Here is a 26,954-nt window from a genome sequence, read left to right as displayed (position 1 = left end):
ACGTTCGATTTCAATCGCTTGAAACTTTCATATTAATAATGGCCTTTCCTGTTGACCAAATAATTCACTACTGCAAGTTTTTTCACCGTCAACGTACACTCGCCGAGATCTTCTTCGACAAGGCCTTCCACGAGATACGGTTTGCTGCCAGTGAGCAACTGGCCATATTTTTGGAAAGTCTTGGGAAAGAACGTGGCCTCGTAGAGGCCAGTGAGATCTTCGAAGACGGCGAATTCCATGGGCTGACCGTCGTTGGTTTCGGTAAACTTTTCGGTGATGAGCCAGCCGACCATTCGCACTTGTTTGCCAACATGTAAGTGTATTTCTGACGCCTGAACAAATTCATAACCTACAAGTACATCGTGGTATAACTCCAGTGGGTGTTTGCTCAGCGGGAAGCCGAAAAGTTCGATTTCGTCTTTGATCTTTTGGTTATCGCTATAGTCCGGTGGAATGGGCAAGGCGCGTGAAGCGTGAGACTTAAAACGCGAAGCGTCGGAAGATAAACATGTCGCATAAGGCATAAGAGATGAAGCGTAAAGGGAAGGCAAGCATCTTCCCTTCTTCGAAGGAAAAAGCCCTTCGCTCGCATATAACCGCCATAGCAATCCCGGCCTCGTGACCTCTCCGGCAATGCTATCGAAGCAACCGGCCTTGATGAGCAGTCGTGTCTGTGCAGATTCGGCGTCGACTCTCTCCAAGAATTCCCTCAGCGACGCATAGGGTCCGTTGGTGTTTCGTGCGTTGATAATCGCGTTGATGAATTCTTTTTGCAATCCTTTGATTTGCATGAACCCCACTCTTATTGTGGAGCCATGGCCGACATAGGCCCACTCGCTGTCATTGATATCCGGCGGCAACACCGTAAGCCCCATGCGTTTGGCTTCGGACAGATAGGCGCTGGTCGAGTAGAACCCGCCTTGATTGCTGATGACCGACGCCATGAACTCCGCGGGGTAATGCGCACGCAAATACGCGGACTTAAATGACACTTGGGCATAGGACGCCGAATGGGGCTTACAAAAACTATAGCCCACGAAGCTCATAATCATGCCCCAGATCGCATCGATCTTTGACTTCGACACATTCTTGGATATCGCGCCACGATAGAATTGTACTTTGTAATCCTGAAGTTGTTTTTGCTTATGTTTTTTGCTCATCACCTTTCGCAACTGGTCCGCGTCTTCGATCGGAAAATCGGCCAAGGCCATGGCGACTTTGGTGACATCCTCCTGGTACACCATGATGCCATGCGTTTCGCTCAACACCTCGTCGAGTAGTGGATGTGGGCTAGCGTAAGTTTTGCCATGAGCGCGCTGTACGAATTCTCGCACGTACCGATTGGCTGCCGGTCTGATAAGCGACGACACGATCACGAGATACTCGAAGACGTCGGCGCGGGCTTTGCATTCAGGCGGCATGCCTTTCCATAAGCGTTTGAGCAAGAGTCGCGTAGCAGGAGATTCGACGTAGAAGCAGCCCATGGTGTCGCCGCGACAGATGAGCTCTTTAGTTTTATCATCGTTGATCGCATCCCAGGTGGCGTAGTCGATCACGCGACCGGTGTTCTTGGCGATGGCCTGTAACGCATCTCGGATGACGGCCAATGAACGGTTCCCTAGAATATCGAGTTTCACAAGCCCTGCGTCTTCGGTTTGGTCTTTTTCCCACTGGATAACGGGAATGCCTTTGGCCGCAATTTGAACAGGCACGTATTTCCTGATTTCGTCGGGCACAATCACCATGCCCCCGCAATGCAATCCCAAGTTTCGTACACGCCCTTCAAGCTGCACCGCCACCGTGAAAATTTCCAGCCACGGCTTACTCAAATGCAACGATTGGCACAGCGTTTCAGCCCAGGCATTGATAGACTTGCTCTCGCTCAGGTGATTGAACACTGGATGTCGCTCCAAACGTGGCATGAGCGCGTTCATTTCTCCCGTAGGTATGCCATAGACTTTAGCAACTTCGCGGATCGCAGCCCTGAGCCCCAGCGTGTTTTGATTGGCCACCATGGCCACACGAGTTGCGCCATATTTGGCAAACACATAATCCAGAACGCCATCTCTTTCATCCCAGGCAAAGTCCACATCGATATCTGGTGGATCGGACCGTCCGATATTCAGGAACCGCTCAAAAAATAAATTGTGCCGGATGGGGTCCACATGGGTAATGCCGAGGCAGTATGACACGATCGATGCCGCGGCTGATCCCCGTCCACAGGTTCGGGGTGCCTGTCGTACGATTTCCTCCACAACCAGGAAGCAATGCGCGAACCCTTTGGTTTGGATGATCTGCAGTTCAGTTTCGATACGGTCTTTGACGGGTTTAGTGATCGTGCCGTAACGCCAAACTGCGCCATCGTAGGTCTTGTCTCGAAGCAGCACAAACGCCTGCGCATCTGAGAGTTGGCGAAAAGCAGGAAAGATGGTGTTTTTGAAATCCCACTCGGTCCGGCACATCTCGGCGATGCGTTGTGTATTGTCGAGCGCCCCCGGCACATGCGGAAACTGTTCTTCCATGAACGACGCTGGCGCCAACCAATGTGTTTCTGCGCAGCATTCTTCTCTGGGCAGGGCAGAGACCGTCGTATTCAACGCAATAGCTCTGAGTACCTTGTACAGCACATGTTGCTGCGGACTGATAAACCGTATGCGATTCGTCGCCACCACCGGCAACTTGTAGTCCCGGCTGAATTGCAGCGACTGATGCATCATGGCACCGGGCGTGAGTTCGACATAGAGATCGGCTAGCTTGCGTTTCTTCCAGGCTTTGAGCGCAAGCACATCATCGGAAATCACAATCAACCCGAAGCTGTACTCGGCCACGGCGTTGATCATGTCGCATGACTCCCTACTATGTAGCAACGACAGGAGTCGGCACAGGTTGGCATAGCCCTCAGGATGTTTGACCAAGAGCACGGCCCGTCTCGCACCCTGTCTAAGTTCTGCGCCCAAGATGGGCTTCAAGCCATACTGCTTGGCGACTTCGAGAAAGCGTATCGCGCCATATAGACCATTGGTATCAGTCAGTGCGAGTGCATCCATGCCGTACTGTTTGGCGGCGTGGCAGAGCTGTTCCAGCGATGACACGCCTTCCATCATGGAGTATTCCGAATGAACGTGGAGATGGGTGAATAGCACGCTACGTATGCGCCCACTTAATGGCATGATGGCCAAACTTTGCGCGGATGCGATCGAGTGCGATTGAGAGTTGTTTGGAACGGGCGAGACAGTTGGTTGCAGAATGTTTCGACGGCATGAAGTCTGCGCAAGCCTCAATGAGACCGAGTTGTTGTCTGGCTGGCTGCAACTCACCCAAAGTGACCGTCAACGAACGAACTCTGACGCGTCGCCGAAGACACCGCGTCAAAATTCGATGCAATACTGGCTGTAGCTCGCCTTCCCAATAACTCCCCGGCCGTACGCGCTCGTTGCCGCTTGCCTCTCGTTCATCACGATACTGCACACGAAGCATGATGCGTTGACAACAGTGTTGTTGCCATCGCAGATCACGACATAGCGTTTCTAAGGTTCCATCCAAGAGCCCCCGTAACTCCTCCACATCAACCATATCTTCGTCCAACGTTCGCGTGGTTTCCACGCAAGGCTGCTTCAATGGGGACAAGACCGGAGTATCATCAATCCCTTGCGCCCAAGCACAGACTTGTCCTGCCAACGGTCCTAAGACCGCTTCGAGATCGGCCAAGGCCAACGTCGAAAGCTGGCCAAGGGTGTTGATATTAAGATCAGCAAAGAGCGAATGGATGAATTGCCGTTGCATGGTCCGCAACGGCAATGTGCGAATGGGCAACGGCGAAAGGAACATTTGCTCGGCGCCGGGCCGCACATCATAGAGTTGCAAGGGAGCCACCACCGTTGAGGCGACTTCTGACACCAGTTTATTACTGGCCACGCCTGCGACCCCGACCAACTGAAATCGCTCAGCGATTTCTCCTTCGACCTTCGTGGCCGTGTCACAAGCTCGACCAAAGAGGCGCGTGGTCCCGGTGAGATCGAGAAACACATGGCCGGGGCTCGCGGATTCCCACACCGGCGCAAAGCGACTCACAATACGATCAATCGCTTCTGTGGCATTTCGAATTTTTGGCGGATCCGGGGGAACGAGTTTCAGTCCTGGGCACAAGCGCGTGGCCTGCCCCACCTGCATCCCCGCACACACGCCTTCTTTCCGCGCTTCGTCTGAAGCCTCGAGCAGGATCGTCTGTGGATTTACAGACGGTGCGATCGCAAGGGGTCGGTTGCGCAGAGAGACATCTTCCAATCGTGCCAACGCCACTTGAAAAGCGGGAATGCGATAGCAAACAACGTGGCGTTGCATAAACAAATCCTCTGCAATGTGGTAACAAGTTGTGACATAGTGAATCCCTACCCTTTCTTACAATACCGAATCACACCGACGACAATCCCTTGAATGCGCAAGTCGTCTTCCGGCGTGATCACAATTGGCTGCATGGTGGCATTTTCCGGTCGCAATTCAATGCGATCGTTTTTTTGATAAAACGTTTTCACGGTTGCATCGCCATTGACGAGCGCCACGACTGTCTGGCCACTCCGCGCAGTTTCCTGCCGATGCACAATAATGACATCGCCTGGCAAAATGCCTTCCTCGCGCATGGACTCCCCTTTCACGCGCAACGCAAAATTATCGCCCTGGCCGATCATATCCGGCGGTACGTCCACCACTTCGGATTGCAAAATGGATTCAATGGGCGTCCCTGCCGCCACGACACCGGCCATCACCACACGAGCCGGCTGCGCTAATTTGGCTAAGGCCACTTCAAGCATCGAGGGAATACGCCGCTGCCGACACTCGTACCGCGCAATGCTAGTCCGCGTTGTCCCCAATGCTGCCGCGAGCTCTTCCTGTGTCATCCCCAGTGCTTTTCGTGTTGCTACCAAGTTTTCTGGTTTCATGAGCTTGCCCTCTTTAATGTAACCAATGGTTACAAAATAGAGAAACGGAAGTCAATTAAAATTTTTACCTCTTATATTTCAATAAGTTGCAATGGTCTGTCGATGAGAAACTAAGGAAGAATGGAGCAACTGAAGGGGTGTGAAAACCGGAAATGCCTTAGATCAGCGCTGGACATTCTGTATCACCAAGAAAACACCGAAGGAATCCAACATGAAGACACTCAGTCACTACATTGCGTTCATTGTGAGCCTGTTGGCTGGACTCAGATTATTGCTCGAACAACTCATTCATGCAGGACTGATTGAAGAGACAGGATTGGCCACGGAGTGGATGGACCTACTTATGCACGTGGCGCTTGCGCCACTTCCCGTATCGAATTTTTTGATCTTGGTTGTTTCATTGAGCGTTCTTGGAATACTGCTTGTCTTTGGACAAACGAAACAACGACCGCGAAGAAAACGCCCGAAACCTCTCACGCCACCACACCCGCCAACGCACACAGCGCCACAACCGTTGACTCATCCACTTCCCGCGAACAACGCTGTCATCTCACAGGCACAAGTCGATGAAGAATGGCGCAATCTTGAAGAAGCTGATCAAGAGGTGATTCGAGAAATGATAGTGCAAGAGGGGCTATGGGAAAGTGATATTGGCGCGTTACAGCAAGTCAGAGGGCTCAGAGCTCAACCAACCCGCGGCGAATCCTTAGCCGACCGAGTCAGTTTTGTACAGTGCGATTATGCCGGGTACTATTCAATTCGTCCAGAATTTCGAGTGCTGTTGGAGAACATTCTGACAGCAGAATATGCGGAAGAGGCAAGGTAAAAACAAGAAATAGAACCTTACTCTTTGGCGCCTCCACGTTGCTCTTCTTTCACTCTCTTCAAACGCTCCAACGCTTTCTTCCCATTCCGCGTCAGGATAACATGACTATCCCCCTTGCGCTGGATCAACCCTTCCGAAAAGAACTCGTCAAGAATGTCCGGAATGTCCTCATGGCGTTCCAAGGCAAAATGAATGTAGATGGCTGTGTGCTTGGCGGGTCCCCCTTGATCCTTGAGATATTGAAGGACCTCCTCCCTCAAGGCTCTCGAGAGTACGGGTCGATGTGGATGTCCTGATTTCCTGGATTGACTCACTTCTGTCAGCCCCTAGGATTATCTCTTGGTTGCAAGGGAAGAATACATTCCGTCCCTTGCTCAGCGATCTCATGTTACTGAAAAAATATGGAGCCGGCGAGTGGGATTGAACCACCGACCTGCTGATTACGAATCAGCTGCTCTACCACTGAGCTACGCCGGCTCTCGAATGGAAGGATTGCGCAATCTGGGAGGGAACCCGCATCAAAAACAGCCGTCATCATATTTCGTAGAATATCCCCTGTCAACTCACCCAATCTGATCATTTGACCACATGCTCACCATTTTTTGATCCTTTTTTCCCTTCCCTTTTTCCATCACAAGCATTGACCACTAGGCCTTTTTATGAATGCTTTCCTCTCCACTGCGTGATACGCATCACACTACTCTGGTGGATCGTCCTCTATACTCTAGCCATCCTTTTATTGACATCGATTCCTAGATAACCTACGGTCTTCGAATTCTATGAAAAGCTCGCCTTCGCTATTCTTCAGTGCCATGACTCGCTTCTTCCTCTCATTCTTGTTCTTGCTATTCAGCACATCCGTTCTCCTCCCCTCTATTGGCTGGAGCCAGACGGAAGTGCTTGAGGTTGACCTCGCCAGAAAAATTGTGGATCGAATGCCTGCTGAATCCTATGCTCCACAAGTCTTTTGCGAAAAAGACCAGAACCGTGACACCTCCCTTCCTATCGTGACCGCAGCAAACGATCGGCAGGTGGTTTTTTGGAATCGTGTGACCTCAGCAACAGCCACCACTATTCGCCATCTTTGGCACAAAAAAACTAAGGATGGCTGGGAACCCATGGCCAACATTCGCTTGAAGGTTCAAGCCTCTTCGTCCTTTCGGATGTGGAGCACGAAAGACATTCACCCCACCTTACATCTCGGGGAATGGATGATTGTGGTCTCCTTAGATGATGATTCCAAGGAGGTCTTATGTATCGCACGTTTTCTCGTGAAATAATTGATTTCAATCTACCCTTCTTTCCCCGCGCCCTACCCTAGAACACCGATTCGATCGCCCCACGTTCACGAACATGACCCTTTGTGGTTGTTTATTGCTTCGGTATGTTTCTTTTCAAAAAACGTTGACAGTAATTTTTTCCCTAGGCTAAGTTCAGCATCGATGCCGACATCCGAACAAGGCCATCCCGTGCTGCCCTCCCCAACACCCGGCAATTCTTGGACACATCTGGCCTCATTGATTCGACTCCGAAATCAAACTGGGACATTATTACTCTTGCTTCCCTCTCTCTGGGCCTTGGTCCTTGCCGCGAATGGAACGCCTTCTCCATGGCTGTTACTTATCTTTACCTTAGGTGCCTTTGTGATGCGAAGTGCCGGTGTGATCATGAATGATTTGGCTGATCAAGCGTTTGATCGACAGGTCACGAGGACCAAAGCACGGCCCTTGGCTAGTGGAGCCCTTCGGCCTTCTCAAGCCATCTTCTTTCTCGTTACGTTTCTTGTCCTCGCCATCGGCCTGCTTTCCTTCTTAAATCCGCTGACCATGTGGCTAAGCCCGATTGCACTTGGGCTCGCGGCGTTTTATCCATTTACGAAACGATTTTTTCATGTTCCTCAATTTTTTTTAGGCTTGGCCTTCGGATGGGGTGCCGTCATGGCTTGGGCTGCCACGAGAAATCAGTTGGATCTCTCCATGTGGTTTCTTTTTGCTGCCACCACCTGTTGGGCTTTGGCTTATGACACCATCTATGCCCTTCAAGACCGAGCTGATGACATTCACATCGGAGTGAAATCCTCAGCAATTATTTTTGGTGCTTACCTATGGCTAGCCGTGGGAATCATAGAAATCATCATGATCCTTTTCTTGGCACTAGCTGGATGGCTCGAACATCTTAATCTGGCTTTCTATGGGGGATTAGCTGGATTGGCCGGTTTTTTAAGTCAACAAGTTCTGAAGTTACGGGAAGACATCAGCCCCTCGATGGCATTTGCCATGTTCCGCCAACATGTTGGAGTGGGCCTGGTCGTTCTGGCAGGTATTTGGGTGGGAACGATATAAGAACTTGTCTCTCAACCCTCTCTGTTTCATAAAATAAAAAGGCCGCAAGATGCGGCCTTTTTAAAAGAAAATAAAATATTTAGTCGACTCTATTCTGGTAGTGGAATGGGATTCTCCGGCTTTGGGGCACGCAGAGTTTCCAAATACGCCGTGACCGCTCTGGCATCATGATCATCAAACCCTAAATTCGGCATGCGGGTATGCTTTTTCATGCCTTGTGGATACCGAATCCACCGGTACACCCAGGTATCATTGAGACGGAACCCAGCACGATCCAGGGCTGGCCCCACTAACCCGCCTTCATCGCCAATACTGTGACATCCATGACATCCGTATTTTTTGGAATACAGATGCTTTCCTTCCTCCTCCAGCTTGGCACGTTCTCCATCATCCGAAACCGTTAAATCTGGTCGCCGGATTTGGGCCATTTTGGGTCTCTTGGAAAAGCCCTCAAACGCCGCTTTAGCCTTTTCAAATTTTTCTTCCGCGACCTCAAATGCTTCTTCTTCGGGAAGGAGAATTTCATCCTCGTATTCGTCGTAGTCTTCTTCAATATCGTCCGGGTCTTTTCCCGCCGCGATCGCAGCGGCTTCCGCGGCCTCTGCTTTGGCAGCATCCTCCGCTTCCTTTTTGGCGACGGCTTCTTCCATCACCTTCTTTGCTTGATCATACTCAGCTTTGGCCGCATTAAATTCAGATTCCAACTGTGCGCCTCGACCTTCTACATCAAATTCCAGGGACCCACCATGAAGAGTCCGCACATGGCCGACAATCGCCCACACCTCTTTTTCTGATAGGGTATATTTAAAGGTAGGCATCGTGGGAACCGCAAAATAATTTTCGTCATCGAGTACTTCCTGTAATGACGTATCTCTCATTTCCCTGGAAATGGTGTTAAAAATTTCTTGGTCGGAAAAGGTAGACATGGCCGAGGATTCGGACAAATCTCGAGGACGTGGATCTGGCATCCGCCCCCAATTGAATCCTTCCTGCTGTTGACCACTTTCTCCATGACAATGCATGCAGTAATGATTATAGAGCTTTCGTCCTTTTGCAGCTTCCTCACTTTCCAGCAAGGCACAGCCACTTATAACTGCACATCCCAGTGCCACACCGATTGCACCTTTGATCCATACCCGATGCATGCCTTGTTCCCCCTTCATGCTTGGTTCCCTCTCCGGATTTTTCTTATCAAGAAAAATTCAAAGCCGGCAGCAATCGCAATACCCAACACGACATATCCATAAAGAGAATTGTCGGGTGAAGGTTCAGCCCGAACCGACCACCAAGAGGAGACAGCTTTCTGCGAGCCTTTCTCTCTTGCCTCGCCATCGACTAATTCGCCATCCCAAAATGCAAACGCGATGTTCCGCCACTCCCCAGGAGTAATTTGAACATCATGTTCATCCCCCGTAGCCAAGGGTCGAGAAAAAACCACACGCCATGTCCCACCCTGCCAGGTCCCCATGGCAGAGACATCTTGTTGGTCTTGTACCCGTAGGGTTTTAAATCCTTTGGCACTCATATCCGTGCCCTTACCATCAGAATTTTTCCAATACCAAATATTGACCGGTCCACCTTCCACCTGAAGCATCTCTTGTCCATGCGCAAAGTGGGACATTTTATCCCCCACCATGAATTCTAACGCAGCAGCATCCGCCGGGCTTTCGGATGGGTCTTCATATTCCACCATAATGGCTAAGTCTTGGCCATTGTGCATTCCGCGAACTTTCACTGACTTGACGGTCACTTCTTGAATTCGGTCAGGCCAATGCACCTGTGGCGCTAGCTTAAATTCTGAGGGTTGGATGGTATTCCACGATGCGGCATTGGGATCATTGGTCGGCAAGGCGCCTTCAGTCAAATATAAACGAACGGCCACACTTCCTGTATCCCCTTCAGGGGGTGGTTCACTGGCAATGCTCAAAGAAGCACTCAATCCCGTCGTCATCAAGATCGCTCCTAATGCGACACCCAGAACTTTTTCACGTCCCATGTGCATACTCCTCGAATGCTGTACAACCTGTCCCATTGTGTTCAGCACTCCTATTCTTCTTCTTCCCAAGTTCGTGGGGATTGATGGGCACCATCATACTCACCCATGATAATTTTCCAAATCCAGTCATCGGGCAATTCCACTTCCCACCGTGGCATGGCTGATTTCCACGGCATTCCTTCAATGGGCAGACCCACGCCACCTTTCTTGATTCGCCAGAACAGATAGGCCTCTTGCAATTGGGCGATAGTCCCTGGATCACTAAAATTCGCGGGAGGCGGATTAAACCCTGGCGCCGCCGGTCCCTTTCCGTCAAAATTTGCACCATGACAGGGTGAACAGAAAGCCGCATATAAGCCTTTTCCCATCATGATGTTTTCTTCGGTTTTGGGGAAAGGATTGGCTAATCCCACGAATTCCCCTGGGGGCGCCGGATGAATGGTTCTGTTTTCTGCTGGCGGCTGATCACTAGGGGCTAATTTTGTATAGGTTTGCCACCCGACGAGTAACGGAAAAACTAAAAAGACCAAAATCCTCGCCGTATTGGCAATGCCCGTTTGGCCTTCCCCAGTAAGAAATCTCCCCACCGGCCCCATAAATTCATCGAGGCCATCGCCGCTCATCGTGAAGAAAATCGCCGAAGCGGCAAACGTCAGGGCCAGATATAAGAAAATTAAACTTGCTGGAAGTGGCGCAGTCATTAACGGGAGAATGAATTTGAGAAACACATACATTCCCACTAACAAGATTCCGGCTTTCGCAAGGGGGCTTTTCATGTTTCACTCTCCTAACTAATTATTCAACAAGTCCTTCATCCAGCACGAATGGCACGGAAAGATTTGGTTACGGGGTCCCGTGAACTGCAACAGAGGCCACCTTCATTTCACCCTCATTCCCTTCACGAAGGACATCTTCAACTTTAATACTCACAGGCTCACCGCTCATCTTTTGCAAAAACGCGATGACCGAATAAATTTCCTGATTGGACAAAGCAATCGGGTTTTTATTGATGTACGGCATTCTCGCTGGGTACTCTTCCGGCACGCCTCCATGTCTAAAATCTAGGTAGATATAGGCTTGAGGTTGGGTCAGACTTTCATAAAGAAACTCTGGCGCAAGCTTCGCCCCAATTCCGTTTAAATCCGGACACCTGGCTGACTCACTGGGGCCGATTGAATGACACAAGGCACATTGGCCTTTACTAAAGAAAATCTTTTGGCCAATGGAGGCCAAATCATCTGGGGTCTTGACCTGCGTAATATCGAACGTTTCAATGGCCGGCGGCAAAGACGCCATTTGGGGTACACTCAACGCAATTAAACTAAACCCCCCTAACACAATGACCACAAAACCAATCACCCTGAAGAACTTTGCCTTGATAAAGAGCAGAATAAGGACCCCAAGCCCTACGACGATAAGACCGATTAATTGGAGTAACGCTACTTCACTCATATGTCCTCGCTCAGGTTAGGTAATTCCCAATTCAAAAATAGATCCTTTGCCAGACGCTATATCCGTTTTCGGAACCTATCAGGCTCTCTCTCCCTCTCGAGGCGCTCCTCCAGCCATTGCTGGGGTCACCCCTCCGGGAATTTTTTCTCCTTCACCTGCAGGTTGACCTTGCTCCGGTCCTTTTTTCGCTTTATCGCCCATAGTAGCCACCCAGAAGATGAACGCTACGAGGAGACAAAAGACAAAAGTATTCAGGGACATAAAGGCTGCAGCATATCCCAATGCGGGGGAGTATGCATATTCCGATGTATCACGCATCACGCCATAGATATGCCAATGCACGCGGGAGGAAGACCTGGCGTAGCCCATCAATGACATCAACAAGATCACCATGACCGCGTTGAGGACTAATGCATAGCCGGCGCGAATAGGCATCTGCCCCCAAACCATCTCCGTGGTCGTCTTGGCACTCTTCATGAGCAATGCCGTCAACGGCGTAAACGTCACCATGATAAATAACACAATGAGCACCTGGGCCACGGAAAAGTAATTGATCCGAATGATGGCTGGCACAAAATATCCCCACACCCCCAGTACCACCACCGAAATTCCCGCAATGACTAAAAGGGCTCCCATGACGGATTTCGCAATTTTTGCCCATGCTGCAGTTTCCTGCTTCCCGGCTCGCCAATACATGATGAAACTCATGAACGTCACCAGGATCATCAAATTCGAGACGGTCATTTTGGCCGACATCACACCAAACACGCCAAGGAGCGGGTGATGGGTCCCTCCCATTTTTCTGGCTTCCTCAAGACTCGCCACCAAAGAATGTGGCGTCATCCATACCCCCAGACACACCATAAGCACAATTAACATGGCGAGAATTGGGCGTTTGTAGCCTTGGGCCGATCCGGGAATTCGATAGGTAATTCCCATCCAGAAATAATAATTGGCCCCAAGAAACAGGACTCCGATCAACATGGCCTGCAAGATAAAGAGCCACGCGAGAAAACCGCCCATGAGGGTAATGCCCATTTGTTGGTTATATTGGTAGACTTCGCGCATAAGCCAATATCCAGCAAACGGCAAAGGCAACATTCCAAATACGCCAATGAAGTTACCGACATAGCCCATCCAATCGTAATGCTCCTTTTCTTCCCTGGACTGCGCGAGAAGATAGCGCACACCGGCATAAGCCCCGCATATAAATCCACCCAAGACAACATTAGCGATGAGCCGATGAATGTTCACCGGCCACCAAGTGGGATTCTGCATAGCTGCCCAAGCTTTTTCGATGGCGGTGCCATCCCCAATGACCACCGGGCTTGCCTGAAACGTAGCCCAACTATTAGGTACGATCATGATGCCTAGGGCAAACAAATTTAATAGGAACCCTAAAAAGACATGAAAGGCCTTTTTATTCCCTTGCATCGCATCCCAACCATACCAATACATGTAAAGGGTGGCCGTCTCTAATAAAAACAATAGGCAGTAGGCAATAAACGAAGGGAAAAAGACATCAGACAAATAGGCCATCAATTTTGGATAAAGACCTATCAAGAGAAAAAGTAGAATTCCTCCAAACAACGCTGTCGTGGCATACGCGGATGTCAGGAGTTTGGTAAACTCTTTGGCCAGCTTGTCGTAACGAGGCTCTTTTGTTCTCCAGCCAACGATTTCACAAACCCAGGCAAAGATGGGCACTCCAAGGACAAACCCCGCTAAGAGTAAATGTTGTTGCGCTACAACCCATATAAGATTTCGACTTCCAATGCCTGGAATGTCACGATATTCCACCGACATGGCTTGGGTGGCAGCATCCTGAGCCCAGACCAATGCTGGGAGAAGGACCAACGCCAAAAATATACTCCACCCAGAGAGGGATGAAAGTCTTACCTTTGGCAACCAACACTGAAATTTTTCAAATGTGCCATGGTTTTTCATATGTAATCCCTCATCGATGTGTCCCCTACCTCAAAAAACATCAGCCTATTTGCGATACGCCTCTTGTTGACCTTATTGGGCCGATGATTTTGTCTCTGGTTTTTCTGCTGATTTTTTGTCAGCTTCAGATTTTTGACTTTCAGGATTATCTTTTTCTAATTCTTTGATGGTGGCTTCAGCACGCAATAAGACTTGTTCCGCATTTTTCAGAACTGCCTTGGGCTCAACCATCACTTCTTCGTTTTTTACGTTGATGAACTGATATTCCTCATGCGGATGGGGGGTACTGACTGGAATAAGTCCCCAAAACAAAAACACCAACACTAGGCCGACGCCAGTAAAGGCCACCAAGGTCAAGGGTTGATCATTGGGAATCCTGAGAAGATCCCATTTGTACACAATATCTTGAAATGACCCACTAACGGGAGTGGATGCCCGGACATGCCGCTGGGCTAAAGCCCCTAATCCAAATAACCAGCCATAAAGCAAAATAATTAACACAATAGTCGCTGGAATCCCCCACATGACCAACTCAATGGTAATTTTTTCAGCCACCGGGATGACCATAAATGTTTCTTCGAAATAGTGGAGCGTCGCTTCAGTCGCCGATTTGGCTAACGCCTTTACTCCTCCGACAATCATGGACAAAAGTGGAAGGTAAATTATGGAAAATACAGCCCATTGCGCCCATAAGCGAAGCGCCGATCCCTTGGGAGGATCCACGCTCAACCTTTCCAAAAATACCGTTCGAGAACATAGGCCCAACGCCCAAATATCAATGGGAATTGAAAGCACCAACAGGGCCTGAAGCCCAATGCCCTCCCATGGATGCACGTGCCCAGCTAATAGCAACAAGGCTATTACCATTTTGAGGGGAAAGCCCGTCCAGAAGGTAGGCCAAAAAACTAAGAGGCCAAGTTTGGCATTGGACATAAGGAATTAATGCAAAAATTCTCTATTGATAATCGCCGACACCGTAAAGATTAAAATGCCGGTCATAATCACAATCCATCCAACCAACGCCAATGGGCGTTTAAATAAATCCCGCTCAGGGCTTTTATCGATAAATGGCAAGGCGGCTAAAAATGCCATAAAGGCCCCAGGAATCGCGATGGCGCCAAGAAATTGGCCAAACTCACCGCCAAAAATTTTCAGGCGCAAGAGTTGAAATAAGAACAAAAAATACCATTCAGGCTCGGGATGATAATCACCAGGATCAGGGGTGGCTTCATGGAGAAGGACCACGGGTTCAAAAAACGCTAAGCTACAAATAATCAGGAAGGTGGAGGCCATCGCCACAATATCTTTCCAAATTTGCCTTGGAAAGAAGTAATCGGTTTTGGCCTTAATCTGCTCAGGAGTTCCCCGAAAAGGACCAGCGGGACCAGCTTTTCTAAAGAGGAAAATATGGAGGCCCGCCAAACCCATGAGGGCAGCCGGTAACACCATCACGTGAATCACAAAAAATCGACTCAACGTCATTTGCCCAGGCGTAGGACCACCCTTTAAAAACCTGGCCATGAAATCCCCAACGATCGGAGTCTTATCCATAATCTCAACGCCGACCACTGTAGCCCAATAGGCCCGTTGGTCCCAAGGAAGTAAATATCCTGTAAACCCAAAAGCCATGACCAATCCAAACAGAGCAAGGCCAACCAACCATATCAATTCTCTTGGCTTCTTATAGGCCCCCCACAGAAAAACTTGAGACATATGCGCAAATACCATGACGACCATGGCCGAGGATCCCCAAAAATGATAGCTCAGGAGAAACCAACCATAATCGACTTCATGAATGATGTATTGGGTGCTGGCATACGCATGGTCCGTACTTGGCACGTAATAGAACATCAACAAGATGCCCGTGACCACCTGCAAAATAAAAATGAAGAGCAGCACAGAGCCGAAGGCATAAGCCCAACGCGAACCACCAGGAACAGGCTCATTCAACATTTTCGCCTGAAGAGTTTTCAGGCCGACTCGTTCGTCCACAAAGTCAACGACTTTTTCAAACACATTAGGTTCGTTGCCTGATTTCGATTGGCCGTTCATGCAATCCTTAATTTACGCAAGAGTTGTATTACAAGAGCCGAATTTGTTTTTTGACGCCGGCTTTATATTCGATATCGATGATCTTGACTTCCCCGGCTCCATTCACCTCCATCGGAAGGACATCAAGAGCTCTGGGAGCGGGCCCATCAAGGACTTTGCCCGCCTCATCGTAGAGGCTTAAATGGCAGGGACACAAAAAGACTCCGTCTGGGAAATTCCTGGTTTTTCTCCACTTATAACCACACCCCAGATGGGGACATTTTCCCGAAAAACCGATAAAAGGGGCATTGGCTTTATTCACCCAAACGACATCGCCTTTATTATCATAAAACTTCTTGTCTTCGCCTCCATAGACTGCCTCTCGGACCTTCTCACTTGCCTGAACGACCCAAATGTTTTTTTCAATTTGCTGTTCAGGCATGAAGGCTTCCTTAAACCCTCGAGTAAACTTGAATTGATACCCAATGTTCTCTTTTTTAATTTTGTTGACATTGCCCACGGAAAACCATGAGTTATCAAACGGTTGATACATAGGCTTCATGAGATATTTCAAAACAGGAAAGGCAAGTGGCAAGGCAATTAATGCCCCAATGGCATGTGTCATATTGGCGAAGAAACTTCGGCGCGGCACTGGATGCTCCAACCGGGGATAGGGCACCAACACCTCACCAGGCGTCACATGCAAATTATCTTCCAAATGCGCAATTTCCACATCATGAATGGTGACAAAGCCGTCACGATCCAGCACAGGGAATTGACCAAATTCCGCGGAGGTACAACGCAACACAATTTCTTCTTCATTGGGAATTTCCTGGATTTGTGACATCGGCACCTGCCGATCCATTTGCTGACCATTGTATTCCCTCACCACCACATGACTGATTTCATGGGAGAGAGGATCAACGATAACCTTGGAAATTTTCCCAACTTCTCCGTCAACACATCGAGCTTTCGCTGTTAACTTTGGTTGCATCGAAACGTCACACCTTCTCAATCAGGTTAGTTCATTTTGATAGGTTTGGGAGTATCCACCGACGTATCTTTTAATGTCGCCAAAAAGGCTACCAGCGCATCAATTTCTTGAGGGAACATTAAATCTTTATATTTGTCGGGCATTTTGCCTTTTTTATACTGCTTATCAAAACCCTCGGCCATCCAGCTCTTGGGGTCCAAGATTTTTTCACGAAGCGCTTCAGGTGTCATCAGGTTTCCAATATTATCTAAGATCGGACCACGCTTTTTTCCACCCTGACCAAAGAGTTTGTGGCAATTGTAGCATTCTTGCAATTCCCACTGTTCCTTACCTAGAGCGACCAAATCACCCGCAGCCGCGCCAGATGATGAACCTACAGGCTCCTCCACCACTACCGTTGCGCCACCGCCAAGAGCCTGCAATTGTTTTTCAATCGAAGCCGCTCGATCGTTCAACTCTTTGGCCCGAGCAATTAACTCTTCGGCTTTACCTTGTTCACTCATGGCCCTTCGCATTCTTAGCACCTTGTCAATTTTCCCTTTTTCATCCTCAGGATCGTACTGTGGAAGAATAGAGGCACCACCGATGTAGGCACCTGAAAGGATGACATAAAAAATAATTAGTCCAATAGCCGCCTTGGCCCCTTCAAGCCGAGGCATGCTAGGAGCATCCAATAGAATAAAAACCAACGCTCCCAGCATTGCATAGAGAAAAAACATGATCTGGAAAACTTCCGGAAAATGGGTCGCCCTCGCAGCAATCACCAAAATAATGCCGACGACCACACCAACTACACCCTTTTTCATAATGTTCCGAGTCAAGCTTTGCTCAGCCATAGTTTTCATTCTCCACAATTACTATTTGCCTCCGGCAGGAACCGCGACCCCTTGAGGGACCTCAGCCTTTTGCCCACCTCCAGGGCGCAAGGTCACCATTATGGCAAAACTAACCACCGCAAAAAATACAATGGTCACCGCTGTGATCCACCATGCCGAATATGTCAGTGTTGGCGTAAAAGCCTCCGGTGTAAAGTCGGGCACCAGATTATATACATGAAAATATTTTCTCGTGAGGGATCGCACCGTTCCCATAAGACCCATGGTCCAAATGGCGCTAAAGGCTAGGAAGATCAATACAAACTGCGAAGCAAAGTCAATTTTTCCCCAGATGATAGTCCCTTGACGAATAGCCCTATTGTATAAAATATAATTTACCACGGTGAGAAAGACCAGGGTAAAGGCTGCCGCATTTTTTGCTGGCATCAGGGCTAATTCACTCGCCCAAGACGGCAATTCATTCTCTTCCGTCGCCATAGCTTGAGTCGCGACAAACCCATGCGGGGTCATCCAGATTGCATCGGCAACCACGATCATTAAAAATCCAACCTTGATCATGGCAAAGGCTGATACAGTGAACCGAAGCCCAGGCAAACGACTAAGAATCGGCGGCAAGGCCACTAACGCACCCAAGAAAATTAAGGACCTCCAGTCCGGAGGTGGGAACATTTTCCAGGCCACCCCCATCACGGCGGGTATAAGCAAGACGGCAATCATGACCATCCCGGACATACGGACTTTTTCTACCCCCTCAATCCGCTTCATACTGAGCCAAATATAGTAATTACTGGCCAAAAATATCAGCCCGACCATGGCCCCCTGCATTTCAAAGAACATCGAAAGCTGATCTGCCATCATATAAGGACAAATTGAAGCGTCATAATCACAAAGCTCATAGGCCAGGAGATATCCCATAAAGGGAAGAAGGAGGAGCGCTCCAACTCCGATCATATTGCCTACGAACCCCATCCAATCATAATAAGAACGATCTTCATCCGTCTTCGCCCCCATATACATATACGCAGCAATGAGACCAGCGATAAAACCACCAAAGGTTACGTTTCCAACAAGGCGATGGAGGTTTAGTGGCATCCAGCTAAAGTTGGCCATTTTGTCCCATAAGCCTGCTGTCTGGATAAACTCAACAAGAGACAGGTCCCCAGCCGCTTTCGCCGGGGTATTCATGAAGGAAGTTGGACCATCAATGGCAAATAAGGTCACCGTCCCCACGATATTCAACAGAACTCCCAGGGCTATATGCCGAGCTTTCCGGCTGCCCTTCATGGAATCCCACGAGTAAAAATATGTATAGAGAATAATTGTTTCGAGAATAAACAGGAGGGGATAAACTAAAGCGAAGATCAAGAAAAAATGTTTAATCAGCCAAGTAGTAAAATCGGGATAGGTGGCAAGAAGCACAAAGATAAATAGCCCACCCGTCAGGGCAGTCATACTATAGAGTATGACTGTAACCTTGGTTACCTCCTTGGCTAAACGGTCATATTTAGGATCTTGATTTTTGTACCCCAACCATTCGGAGACTACCGCAAAAATGGGGGCCCCAAGGATAAACGCGGCGAATAAAATGTGGAGTTGCGCCACGATCCAGACACCAGTTCGATTTCCAGCATAAGGAAACTCAACTGGCGGCGCTTCGGGAATTTGGGCGTAAGCCGCCGCGGCTCCTGCCAGCAAAAATCCAGTCATTATGAGTAAACTGCGACGCAGTGTCATCTGGGATCGTGGCCTCCCTTTACAATAATAGTCTGTAACACATTGACTAGAGGGCCATCGCCATAAGGCAAGACCCTCTTCGCACCTCGTCTCTTCCTAGTTTATGGGAACCCAAGCCTTGGTGGCTGGGTCATATTTTTGTCCTGGCAACCCGAAGTTAGCTTCAAACACAATTACCTTCCAGATTTCATCTTCGGAAAGCTTGCTCTTCCAAGCCTTCATTTTGGTACCGGTGACCCCTTCAGATATCCGCCAGAACCATTGGGAGTCAGAGAATAATTTCATGAACTCACCCTTACGGAAATCACGGGCACCAGCCTTGACCGGCTTCCCATCTTTCCCATGACAACTGGCACAATTCACATCAATATTTTGTGCACCAGTAAAGATAGCTTTACCCTCTTCCAGGATGTCCGGGTTTCCCCAATATCCATCGGGCATATGTTTATCCGCATATTCTGGTGGCGGTGGCGGTGGTGGAGCAGGCGGCTTTTCTTCCCCGCATGCTGATAAAGTAAATCCAATGGCTGCAATGGACAGCCCTGTGAATAACATTCGGAAAATCCCACTCTTCATAATGGCTCCTCCACCAACTTTATTTAAATGTTCCATATCGAGTCTAAAAGGACAGTCCATCCCTTGACCCTCCCCTTTGTAAAAAAAACGACTTCTCCCATGCAAGTTCCATTAAGAAGTCAGTACATGAATCCATTCCCTCATATCCAGATTCAGAGTTTAAATTTGTTCGAACCATAAATTTTCAATTTTCAGAAAACGAAAAAGAAGAGTCATCCCTGGCTTCTCTTACACACCACAACTAGGACATATAATTTATGAACTTAATAAGAGGTGACTGGCTGCGTAGAATCGATTCCGAGATTTGCCACTCGAGACGACCCATCCAGATAATACGCCTTTTCATAGAAGAGCCCAGTAGCACCACCCCAGCCCTTACGCAATCCCCATTATGTTTAGGCAGGAAATTTCTAGGCAAAAGGTCCGTGACTTCTAGCATATGGGCCTTTGGCCTGTCAATAAAAAGGGAGGTCTTCGCCCTCCCTCGAGTCAATTGCCCTAAATCCAAATATCGACTTTCTCTCTCTTGGCGGACACAGTCAGACTTTTTTCCTATATTCTTTAAGAAATAAACTCCAAAAAGTTGTCAAGAATACACGATGAATTAATTCGGCGACAGAAGGAACTGTAAGATGGAAGGGAGGGTGAATGGGTGGGTGAACCGGGAATGTGCAGAGGTGCTTACTCCAACAAAACCCCTAAGGAAACAATTCGAGAGTGAGAAAGGCTATTTTCTCCCCTCTTCTTTTTTCTTTTGAATCCAAGATTCCCAAGATTGCCCAAAGGCTGTATCTTTCCCAGAAAAAATAATAGCCGCGATATCCCCATATTGAATGGTAATGTAACCCGGTTTATTCGTGGGGAACAGATTTAAATCTGCCCGAGAATCTGTTTTCGTTCTGCCAAACACATATCCCACGACAGATTCCCCAGATTTGAGTTCAATGGTCACGTCTCCACGATAGTCAAAGGCCTGATCCACCGCACCACAAAGCTCTTCATCGGTATTCGGACGAAGCTCCGAGCCCTGTAAATCTTTTTCTTGGTGTTGGGGAAGTTGATCCTGAGACATTTTATAAAAATTAAGGTTGCGAGTCGGAGGGAATATTTAGGTCGCATTTGGAAACAAAGTGGCCTTGACTGTCCCTGTAAAACCTGACCATGAGCTAAAGGTAGCCTCCACCGCAGAAGCCTCATACCCGCAATGGACCATGCAATCCTTACACTTATCATTTCGCCCTGTGCCATACTTTTCCCAATCGGTCTCATTCAGCAAGGTAGAAAAATCTGACACGTATCCATCTTGCAATAAATAACAGGGTTTTTGCCATCCAAACACATTGTAGGTTGGATTTCCCCAGGGAGTGCACTCATAATCTCGTTTCCCCATGAGAAACTCTAAGAATAATGGAGATTGATTAAACTGCCATGTTCGTTTTCGATTCGAAAGAAGCTTAGAAAATAATTCGCGGGTCCGATCACGCTTCAGGAAACTATTTTGATCAGGGGCTTTGTCATAGCTATACCCTGGGGAAATCATCATACCCTCAACGCCTAGCCCCATCATCTCGTCAAAAAACTTCCGCACACGATCAGGATTGGCGTCGTCAAAAAGGGTCGTATTCGTCGTTACACGGAACCCTTTTTTTAGCGCCGTTTTAATCGCCTTCACAGCCACATCGTATACCCCATCACGACATACGGCGAGATCGTGCTCATCACGGAGCCCATCCATATGAATGCTAAAGGTTAAATATTTCGAAGGCTGATATTCTTCGATTTTTCGCTCTAACAAAATGGCATTCGTGCATAAATAGACATATTTTTTTCGCTCAACTAATCCACGCACAATTTCAGGCATTTCGGGATGAATGAGGGGCTCACCCCCGGGAATGCTGACAATGGGGGCACCACATTCATCGGCGGCGGCCCAACATTGTTCGGGGGTCAACCGTCGATCCAGGACGTGGTCCGGGTATTGGATTTTTCCGCATCCTGCACATGCCAAATTGCATCGAAAAATTGGCTCGAGCATTAATACCAGCGGGTACCGCTTTACACCTTTGAGTTTTTGCGCAATCACATAACTTGAAACGGTAAACATCTGGGATATGGGAACGGCCATTTGATTCTCCTTAGAAACTCTATCGGACAAACCGTAAAAATTTCGCCCTAAAACACTGGGATAGTACCACCCGCCCTGATAGCGGTCAATTGAATCTGCAGAAGGTAAAAGAAGAAGAAATCAGATTCAAACACAAAGGGTAACCTCCCTTTCGATCGGTTATCCTAAACAAATATTGGAGGCGCCGAGCGGGTTCGAACCGCTGAATCGCAGTTTTGCAGACTGCTCCCTTAGCCACTTGGGTACGGCGCCAACGTCGGCATTATAACGAGGCCCCCTACAGCCTGACAAGGAAAACGGAAGTTTCAACAGCGCGCGCAATCAACTTGTAGGCATTCAACACAGAAGAGAATATTATCGATTGGGCAAGACGGGAAGTTCTCGATCAGAATCAGGAAGAGAAAGGGCATTTTCAAAATCAGGCAATGCGGCGAGGGACGCTGACGTTTCTTCTTCCGTTTCAAGCGCCATTATTTCAACTTCTTCGATCAAACGATCAACTAATTCTTCAGAAGGGACCTTTTTTACGAGCTTTCCTTTTTTAAACAGAATGCCCATGCCTTGGCCACCAGCAATGCCGATATCCGCTTCCTTGCCTTCTCCAATCCCATTGACTACACACCCCAATACGGAAACGTTCAAGGGCTTGGTAATATGTCCCAACCGTTTTTCCAATTCATTGGCCATACGAACAACATCGATCTCTACCCGCCCACAGGTGGGGCAGGCAATGACATTCACTCCTCGATGCCGCAATTCGAGAGATTTAAGAATTTCGAAGCCCACTCGGACTTCCTCCACCGGATCTGCGGCTAAGGACACTCGGAGAGTATCTCCAATGCCGTGAGAAAGAAGCCACCCCAGGCCAATAGACGATTTTACAGCGCCCGTCATGGCAGTTCCCGCTTCCGTAATTCCAATATGCAAGGGATAGTTTGATTGATGGGCAAACAACCAATAGGCATCAACCGCCATGTGCACATCAGAGGCCTTTAACGAAACTTTCATATTCGTAAATCCGGCATCTTCAATGGCATGAACGGCATTCAGGGCCGATTCGGCCAAGGCTTGGGCGGTGGGGTAACCATATTTCTCTAACAGGGGACGTTCAAGAGATCCACCATTCACACCCACCCGAAGAGGAATATCATTATCCCTCAAGGCTTGCAGAACTTCCGCCATTTTCCACCACGGCCCAATATTTCCGGGATTGATTCTTACGCAATCCACGGTTTTCGCCGCCTTCAAGGCCAATCGATGGTCGAAGTGAATATCAGCAATGATGGGAATGGACACTTGTGATTTGATAGCAGGCAAGGCATTAGCTGCCTCATCATCTGGAACGGCAACTCGGACCAATTCGCAGCCAGCTTCTTCCAACTGGTGAATTTGCGACACAGTCGCTTTCACATCGCGAGGATGTGGTATGGTCATTGATTGCACAGAGATTGGAGCCCCGCCACCGATTTTGACGGAACCGACGCGAATGGATTTAGTTGGACGTCGTGTAATGTGCATAAAAACACACCTTAGGGCCTAGGTAAGAACGGTATGCGCGGAAACACGATCGAGTAATTGCCTGGCCTGCTCATAAATACCATCCGCAGTTAAGCCATACTTTTCTCGCAGTAAATCCTGCGGGCCCTGTTCTATATACCAATCTGGCAACCCAAGGCATTTGGTAGGTATATTCACAATACCCTCGTCGGATAAAAATTCCAGCACCGCTGAGCCAAACCCACCCATTCGTGAAGATTCTTCAATAGTGAGGAGGCACTTTACTTGCTGAGCAATCTGCCGAATCAGGTCGCCGTCCAAAGGTTTGACAAACCGCGCATTAATCACTGCCGTAGAAATACCTTCCTGCGCCAGGCGTTCAGCCGCTTCCTCTGCTTGATGAACAGTGATCCCAATTGCGACGAGGGCAATATCGTGACCTGATCTCAACAACTCGCCTTTTCCGATTGGCAAAGATTCCGCCACAGGATCCATTTCCACGCCGAGTACCGAACCACGTGGGTAACGTACAGCAGAGGGCGCATTATACGTCACGCACGTTTTCATCATATGCTGCAGTTCATTTTCATCTTTCGGCGCCATAATGGCTATATTAGGAATATGGCGCAGATATGCAAAATCAAACGCACCATGATGTGTTGTCCCATCCTCAGCAACCAATCCACCTCGATCGATGCAAAGGGTCACCGGAAGATTTTGTGTCGCCACATCATGGACTACTTGATCATAGGCCCTTTGAAGGAAGGTGGAATAAATCGGAATGACTGGATGCATTCCCTGTGCAGCTAACCCTGCGGCAAAGGTCACGGCATGCTGCTCGGCTATACCCACATCATACAGCCGTTCTGGAAAAGCCCTTTCAAACACGCTTAACCCTGTTCCTTCACACATCGCAGCAGTAATGGCCACAATGCGCTTATCGGTCTTGGCGAGTTCCACCAAGGTCCCCATGGCCACGGAGCTATAGGAGGGCCTTGTAGGTTTTTTCGCGGGTTTTCCAGTTTCAATATCAAAGGGCGAACAGGCATGGAACCACACGGGATTCTTCATAGCCGGCTCATAGCCTAACCCTTTTTTGGTGACCACATGCAATAACGTAGGACCTTTGAGTTTGAGGACATTTTCAAGGGTCGGCAGTAAATGCTCAAAATTGTGGCCTTCAAGGGGGCCAACATACTGGAAGCCTAATTCCTCAAATAGCAATCCTGGCAACACCAATCCTTTGGCCAGTTCTTGGGCGCGACTTGCCATTTTCTTGACCGGCCCGCCAATTTGTGGAATCGATCCTAAAATTTGTGAAGTTTCATGCTTGATCTTGGAATAGAACTCCCCAGTAATGGTGCGATTCAGATAAGCAGAGATTGCTCCGACATTTTTGGAGATCGACATCTGGTTATCATTCAAAATCACCAAAAGATCTTTTTGCAAACCACCGGCTTGTTGCAATCCTTCAAGTGTTAATCCCGAGGTCAAAGCACCGTCCCCAACCACGCACACGACTTTATGCGATTGTCCTTTTTGTTCACGCGCCGCCATAAAGCCAACCGCGGCAGAAACACCTGTTCCGGCGTGGCCGGCATTAAACGTATCGTAGGGGCTTTCTTCGCGTTTACAGAATCCACTCATTCCGCCAAATTGTCGGATGGTATGAAACTGTTCCCGACGACCCGTCAAGAGTTTATGGGTGTAGGCCTGATTACTGGTATCCCACACGATGAGATCCTCTGGGGTATTCAGCAAATAATGGAGCGCAACTGTTAACTCCACCACACCAAGATTAGACGCCAAATGGCCGCCCACATTGGCTATCACCGGAATAATCTGCTGCCGAATTTCTTCGCAGAGTTGTGGAAGCTGTTCAGCGGTGAGTTTTTTTAAATCACTGGGGCTTTCAATCCTGTTTAGGATGGACATACCGATTACCTCTTTATGGAATATCGTTCAGGTGGGAGTGTTCACAATTAAGAAAATGAAAAATTTCCAAAACATTCAAATGTTTGCATACTTACCATAGACTGTCAAGGAATCGTGAGGGACAAAATAACTCGATCGGCCAGAAATATATCACTTCTGTGAGGCACAATTTTGGACACATTACTCCCTATCTACAGTAGCCAGCAACTTTTTATACAAAAAAACTACTCCACATTCTGCCCCACTTACAATCCTAAGAGGCTCACAACTTATTGACGAAGAAGTCTTTGCGCTTCAGGATTGTAACGGTGAGTCCAGGCATATCTTCCCCTCGGGGATGAAGCCTGCGTGACTAATAAAAATTGTTCCTGGGCTGCTTGCTTTCGGCCCTGCTTAAGATAGATTTTTCCCAAGTTGAGCCTGGCATGAGTATAATGAGGATCGGCGGCCACAGCGCGCTCCAGATAGGAAACCGATTCATCCGCATCTCCTCCTAAGAACCACGGCAACCCATCCAAGATCATTCCCATCATATGTAACGCTGGAGCATAATTGGGCGACAATCGAATCGATTCTTCCACATGCCCCTTGATTTCACGAATGAGAAACGCCGAAACCAAGACACTTTGGAGTTGAGCTATATGACCAAGATTCGCCGCATACAAAAAATGGGCCTGGGCATCTTGTTGATTTAAAGCAAGGGCTTTTTTCGCAAAATCAGCCCCAGCCTGATAGGCTTCTATCCGCTTGACGGTGTCGATATAAAAATCATCCCCCGCATCGAGATAGGTGCTCGCAAGGTTTATCAAAATTGTGAAATTATTGGGAGAGTCAAGATACGCCTGATGTAATTCTTGCAAATGAGCTTCGAGAGAGGCGGGGTAATCAATATCCTTAGAGTCCAATGGGTTGGAAAGACTAGAAAAAGGCAGAACAAATAACCCAACTATAAACCCTACATAAAGCCACGCCCGACGACACATTTCAACATCCGCGAGTGATAAGGGGAGAAGGATAATTATTTCACGCCACCTTTACTCGTTTTTGCTCGGAGCTTCCCCACCAGACCTTCATATCCGTTGGCCTTCATGATCCGGCTAAACTGACCACGGAAATTTTTTACTAAACTAACGCCATCGATGACGACATCATACACGCGCCAAGTACTAGAGTTTTTCAGGAGGCGATAATCCAAGGGCACCACAAGTTTTTTAGAAGATACCTTGGTTTGAACTTCCGCAAAATCTCCCTTTCGACGCTCCTTGAGATATTCCACCTGTTCCCCAGAATACCCATCGACATTGCCAGCATAAGTACTTGAGAGAAACTTCTGAAATAAACCAACAAACTCTTTCTGTTGATCAGGAGAAAGCTTTTGCCATTCTAGGCCAAGAGTGCGCTTTCCCATCTCCTCATAATCAAACCGTTTTTCGATAATTTTTTCCAAGGCCGCGACCCGATCGTCCACGCGCTCGGGTTTCTTCAATTGCTCATCACCCAATACCAACAGCACCCGATCAATCGTTTCCTTGAGAGCTTCTGTTGCCGAACCTGCTTCCACTGCGGCAACTGATTCGGGAAACATGACGAAGGCACCAAGAGCCGAAAAAACCAAAAAAGCCATCGCCTGACTCCACCGACACAAAGAGCGTACCCGTTTACACCACCAATGGCTCATGACAAATTTCCTTCCCTAGAAAGATAGGACATTCTTGAACAACTGAAA

24 protein-coding genes and 2 tRNA genes are annotated in these 26,954 nt (G+C 48.4%); 3 read left to right on the top strand and 23 right to left on the bottom strand.

All coding sequences use genetic code 11. From position 1 onward, the window contains the following. Positions 1–32: 32 nt before the first annotated feature. From PPG34_RS14545 to lexA, 3 genes are read right to left on the bottom strand one after another with little or no spacing between them, the layout of a single operon-like run. A complete protein-coding gene (locus PPG34_RS14545) occupies positions 33–3,170 on the bottom strand; it encodes a DNA polymerase III subunit alpha (protein WP_313834138.1) in 3,138 nt (1,045 codons plus the stop codon). Next, positions 3,145–4,341: a DNA polymerase Y family protein gene (locus tag PPG34_RS14540; protein ID WP_313834137.1), complete on the bottom strand. Its 1,197-nt coding sequence runs from the start codon at positions 4,339–4,341 to the stop codon at positions 3,145–3,147. The genes PPG34_RS14545 and PPG34_RS14540 overlap by 26 nt, the downstream gene beginning before the upstream one ends. A 47-nt stretch (positions 4,342–4,388) precedes the next feature. Continuing rightward, positions 4,389–4,937 carry a transcriptional repressor LexA gene (lexA, locus tag PPG34_RS14535; protein ID WP_313834136.1) on the bottom strand — a complete coding sequence of 183 codons (549 nt, stop codon included), beginning with the start codon at positions 4,935–4,937 and terminating at the stop codon, positions 4,389–4,391. A gap of 211 nt (positions 4,938–5,148) precedes the next feature. On the opposite strand from lexA, the gene PPG34_RS14530 reads away from it, so the two are divergent. After that, positions 5,149–5,763, top strand: coding sequence for a hypothetical protein (locus PPG34_RS14530; RefSeq protein ID WP_313834135.1), 615 nt, complete (start codon positions 5,149–5,151; stop codon positions 5,761–5,763). A 17-nt stretch (positions 5,764–5,780) separates the two neighbouring features. On the opposite strand, the gene PPG34_RS14525 is transcribed toward PPG34_RS14530, so the two are convergent. After that, a complete protein-coding gene (locus PPG34_RS14525) occupies positions 5,781–6,077 on the bottom strand; it encodes a hypothetical protein (RefSeq protein ID WP_313834134.1) in 297 nt (98 codons plus the stop codon). An 88-nt stretch (positions 6,078–6,165) separates the two neighbouring features. Then, positions 6,166–6,240: transfer RNA gene (locus PPG34_RS14520), tRNA-Thr, on the bottom strand. Positions 6,241–6,542: 302 nt separating this feature from the next. Here PPG34_RS14520 and PPG34_RS14515 point away from each other — a divergent pair. Both PPG34_RS14515 and ubiA read left to right on the top strand, forming a co-directional pair. Continuing rightward, positions 6,543–7,043, top strand: coding sequence for a DUF2914 domain-containing protein (locus tag PPG34_RS14515; RefSeq protein ID WP_313834133.1), 501 nt, complete (start codon positions 6,543–6,545; stop codon positions 7,041–7,043). Between the two features lie 162 nt (positions 7,044–7,205). Continuing rightward, positions 7,206–8,105 carry a 4-hydroxybenzoate octaprenyltransferase gene (gene ubiA, locus PPG34_RS14510; RefSeq protein ID WP_313834132.1) on the top strand — a complete coding sequence of 300 codons (900 nt, stop codon included), beginning with the start codon at positions 7,206–7,208 and terminating at the stop codon, positions 8,103–8,105. Between the two features lie 89 nt (positions 8,106–8,194). On the opposite strand, the gene PPG34_RS14505 is transcribed toward ubiA, so the two are convergent. The 18 genes from PPG34_RS14505 to PPG34_RS14420 form a co-directional block, all read right to left on the bottom strand. Beyond that, the gene (locus tag PPG34_RS14505; protein WP_313834131.1) at positions 8,195–9,268 is read right to left on the bottom strand and encodes a c-type cytochrome; all 1,074 of its coding nucleotides are present in this window, start codon (positions 9,266–9,268) and stop codon (positions 8,195–8,197) included. Next, positions 9,265–10,101, bottom strand: a complete 837-nt coding sequence (locus tag PPG34_RS14500) for an ethylbenzene dehydrogenase-related protein (RefSeq protein ID WP_313834130.1) — start codon at positions 10,099–10,101, stop codon at positions 9,265–9,267. The genes PPG34_RS14505 and PPG34_RS14500 overlap by 4 nt, the downstream gene beginning before the upstream one ends. 50 nt (positions 10,102–10,151) lie before the next feature. After that, positions 10,152–10,877, bottom strand: coding sequence for a c-type cytochrome (locus PPG34_RS14495; protein ID WP_313834129.1), 726 nt, complete (start codon positions 10,875–10,877; stop codon positions 10,152–10,154). A 67-nt stretch (positions 10,878–10,944) separates the two neighbouring features. After that, a complete protein-coding gene (locus tag PPG34_RS14490; RefSeq protein WP_313834128.1) occupies positions 10,945–11,553 on the bottom strand; it encodes a c-type cytochrome in 609 nt (202 codons plus the stop codon). A gap of 78 nt (positions 11,554–11,631) precedes the next feature. Next, positions 11,632–13,500: a cytochrome ubiquinol oxidase subunit I gene (locus PPG34_RS14485; RefSeq protein WP_313834127.1), complete on the bottom strand. Its 1,869-nt coding sequence runs from the start codon at positions 13,498–13,500 to the stop codon at positions 11,632–11,634. A gap of 72 nt (positions 13,501–13,572) precedes the next feature. Next, a complete protein-coding gene (locus tag PPG34_RS14480; RefSeq protein ID WP_313834126.1) occupies positions 13,573–14,367 on the bottom strand; it encodes a hypothetical protein in 795 nt (264 codons plus the stop codon). A gap of 72 nt (positions 14,368–14,439) precedes the next feature. Beyond that, positions 14,440–15,552: a cytochrome b gene (locus tag PPG34_RS14475; RefSeq protein ID WP_313834125.1), complete on the bottom strand. Its 1,113-nt coding sequence runs from the start codon at positions 15,550–15,552 to the stop codon at positions 14,440–14,442. A 28-nt stretch (positions 15,553–15,580) separates the two neighbouring features. Next, positions 15,581–16,525 (bottom strand): Rieske (2Fe-2S) protein, encoded by a 945-nt coding sequence (locus tag PPG34_RS14470; protein WP_313834124.1) that lies wholly within the window; start codon positions 16,523–16,525, stop codon positions 15,581–15,583. Positions 16,526–16,551: 26 nt separating this feature from the next. After that, positions 16,552–17,361 (bottom strand): c-type cytochrome, encoded by an 810-nt coding sequence (locus tag PPG34_RS14465; RefSeq protein ID WP_313834123.1) that lies wholly within the window; start codon positions 17,359–17,361, stop codon positions 16,552–16,554. Positions 17,362–17,382: 21 nt separating this feature from the next. Continuing rightward, positions 17,383–19,095 (bottom strand): cytochrome ubiquinol oxidase subunit I, encoded by a 1,713-nt coding sequence (locus PPG34_RS14460; RefSeq protein WP_313834122.1) that lies wholly within the window; start codon positions 19,093–19,095, stop codon positions 17,383–17,385. 96 nt (positions 19,096–19,191) lie between these two features. Then, the gene (locus PPG34_RS14455; protein ID WP_313834121.1) at positions 19,192–19,671 is read right to left on the bottom strand and encodes a c-type cytochrome; all 480 of its coding nucleotides are present in this window, start codon (positions 19,669–19,671) and stop codon (positions 19,192–19,194) included. A gap of 727 nt (positions 19,672–20,398) precedes the next feature. Further along, complete coding sequence (locus PPG34_RS14450; RefSeq protein ID WP_313834120.1) at positions 20,399–20,743, bottom strand: hypothetical protein; 345 nt, start codon at positions 20,741–20,743, stop codon at positions 20,399–20,401. Positions 20,744–20,779: 36 nt separating this feature from the next. After that, positions 20,780–21,796, bottom strand: a complete 1,017-nt coding sequence (gene hpnH, locus PPG34_RS14445; RefSeq protein ID WP_313834119.1) for an adenosyl-hopene transferase HpnH — start codon at positions 21,794–21,796, stop codon at positions 20,780–20,782. Positions 21,797–21,972: 176 nt separating this feature from the next. Beyond that, positions 21,973–22,048 (bottom strand) — tRNA-Cys (locus PPG34_RS14440). Between the two features lie 102 nt (positions 22,049–22,150). After that, positions 22,151–23,314 carry a flavodoxin-dependent (E)-4-hydroxy-3-methylbut-2-enyl-diphosphate synthase gene (gene ispG / locus PPG34_RS14435; protein ID WP_313834118.1) on the bottom strand — a complete coding sequence of 388 codons (1,164 nt, stop codon included), beginning with the start codon at positions 23,312–23,314 and terminating at the stop codon, positions 22,151–22,153. Between the two features lie 18 nt (positions 23,315–23,332). Beyond that, complete coding sequence (gene dxs / locus PPG34_RS14430; RefSeq protein ID WP_313834117.1) at positions 23,333–25,228, bottom strand: 1-deoxy-D-xylulose-5-phosphate synthase; 1,896 nt, start codon at positions 25,226–25,228, stop codon at positions 23,333–23,335. A gap of 269 nt (positions 25,229–25,497) precedes the next feature. After that, positions 25,498–26,211, bottom strand: a complete 714-nt coding sequence (locus PPG34_RS14425; RefSeq protein WP_313834116.1) for a tetratricopeptide repeat protein — start codon at positions 26,209–26,211, stop codon at positions 25,498–25,500. A gap of 35 nt (positions 26,212–26,246) precedes the next feature. Further along, complete coding sequence (locus PPG34_RS14420) at positions 26,247–26,906, bottom strand: MlaC/ttg2D family ABC transporter substrate-binding protein (RefSeq protein ID WP_313834115.1); 660 nt, start codon at positions 26,904–26,906, stop codon at positions 26,247–26,249. Between the last annotated feature and the right edge of the window lie 48 nt (positions 26,907–26,954).

The organism is Candidatus Nitronereus thalassa (genome assembly GCF_032191465.1).
In the GTDB taxonomy this organism is placed as follows: Bacteria; Nitrospirota; Nitrospiria; order Nitrospirales; family UBA8639; genus Nitronereus; species Nitronereus thalassa.
Note: the sequence above shows the minus strand (reverse complement) of the source record. Positions and strands in the feature narration are given on the sequence as shown.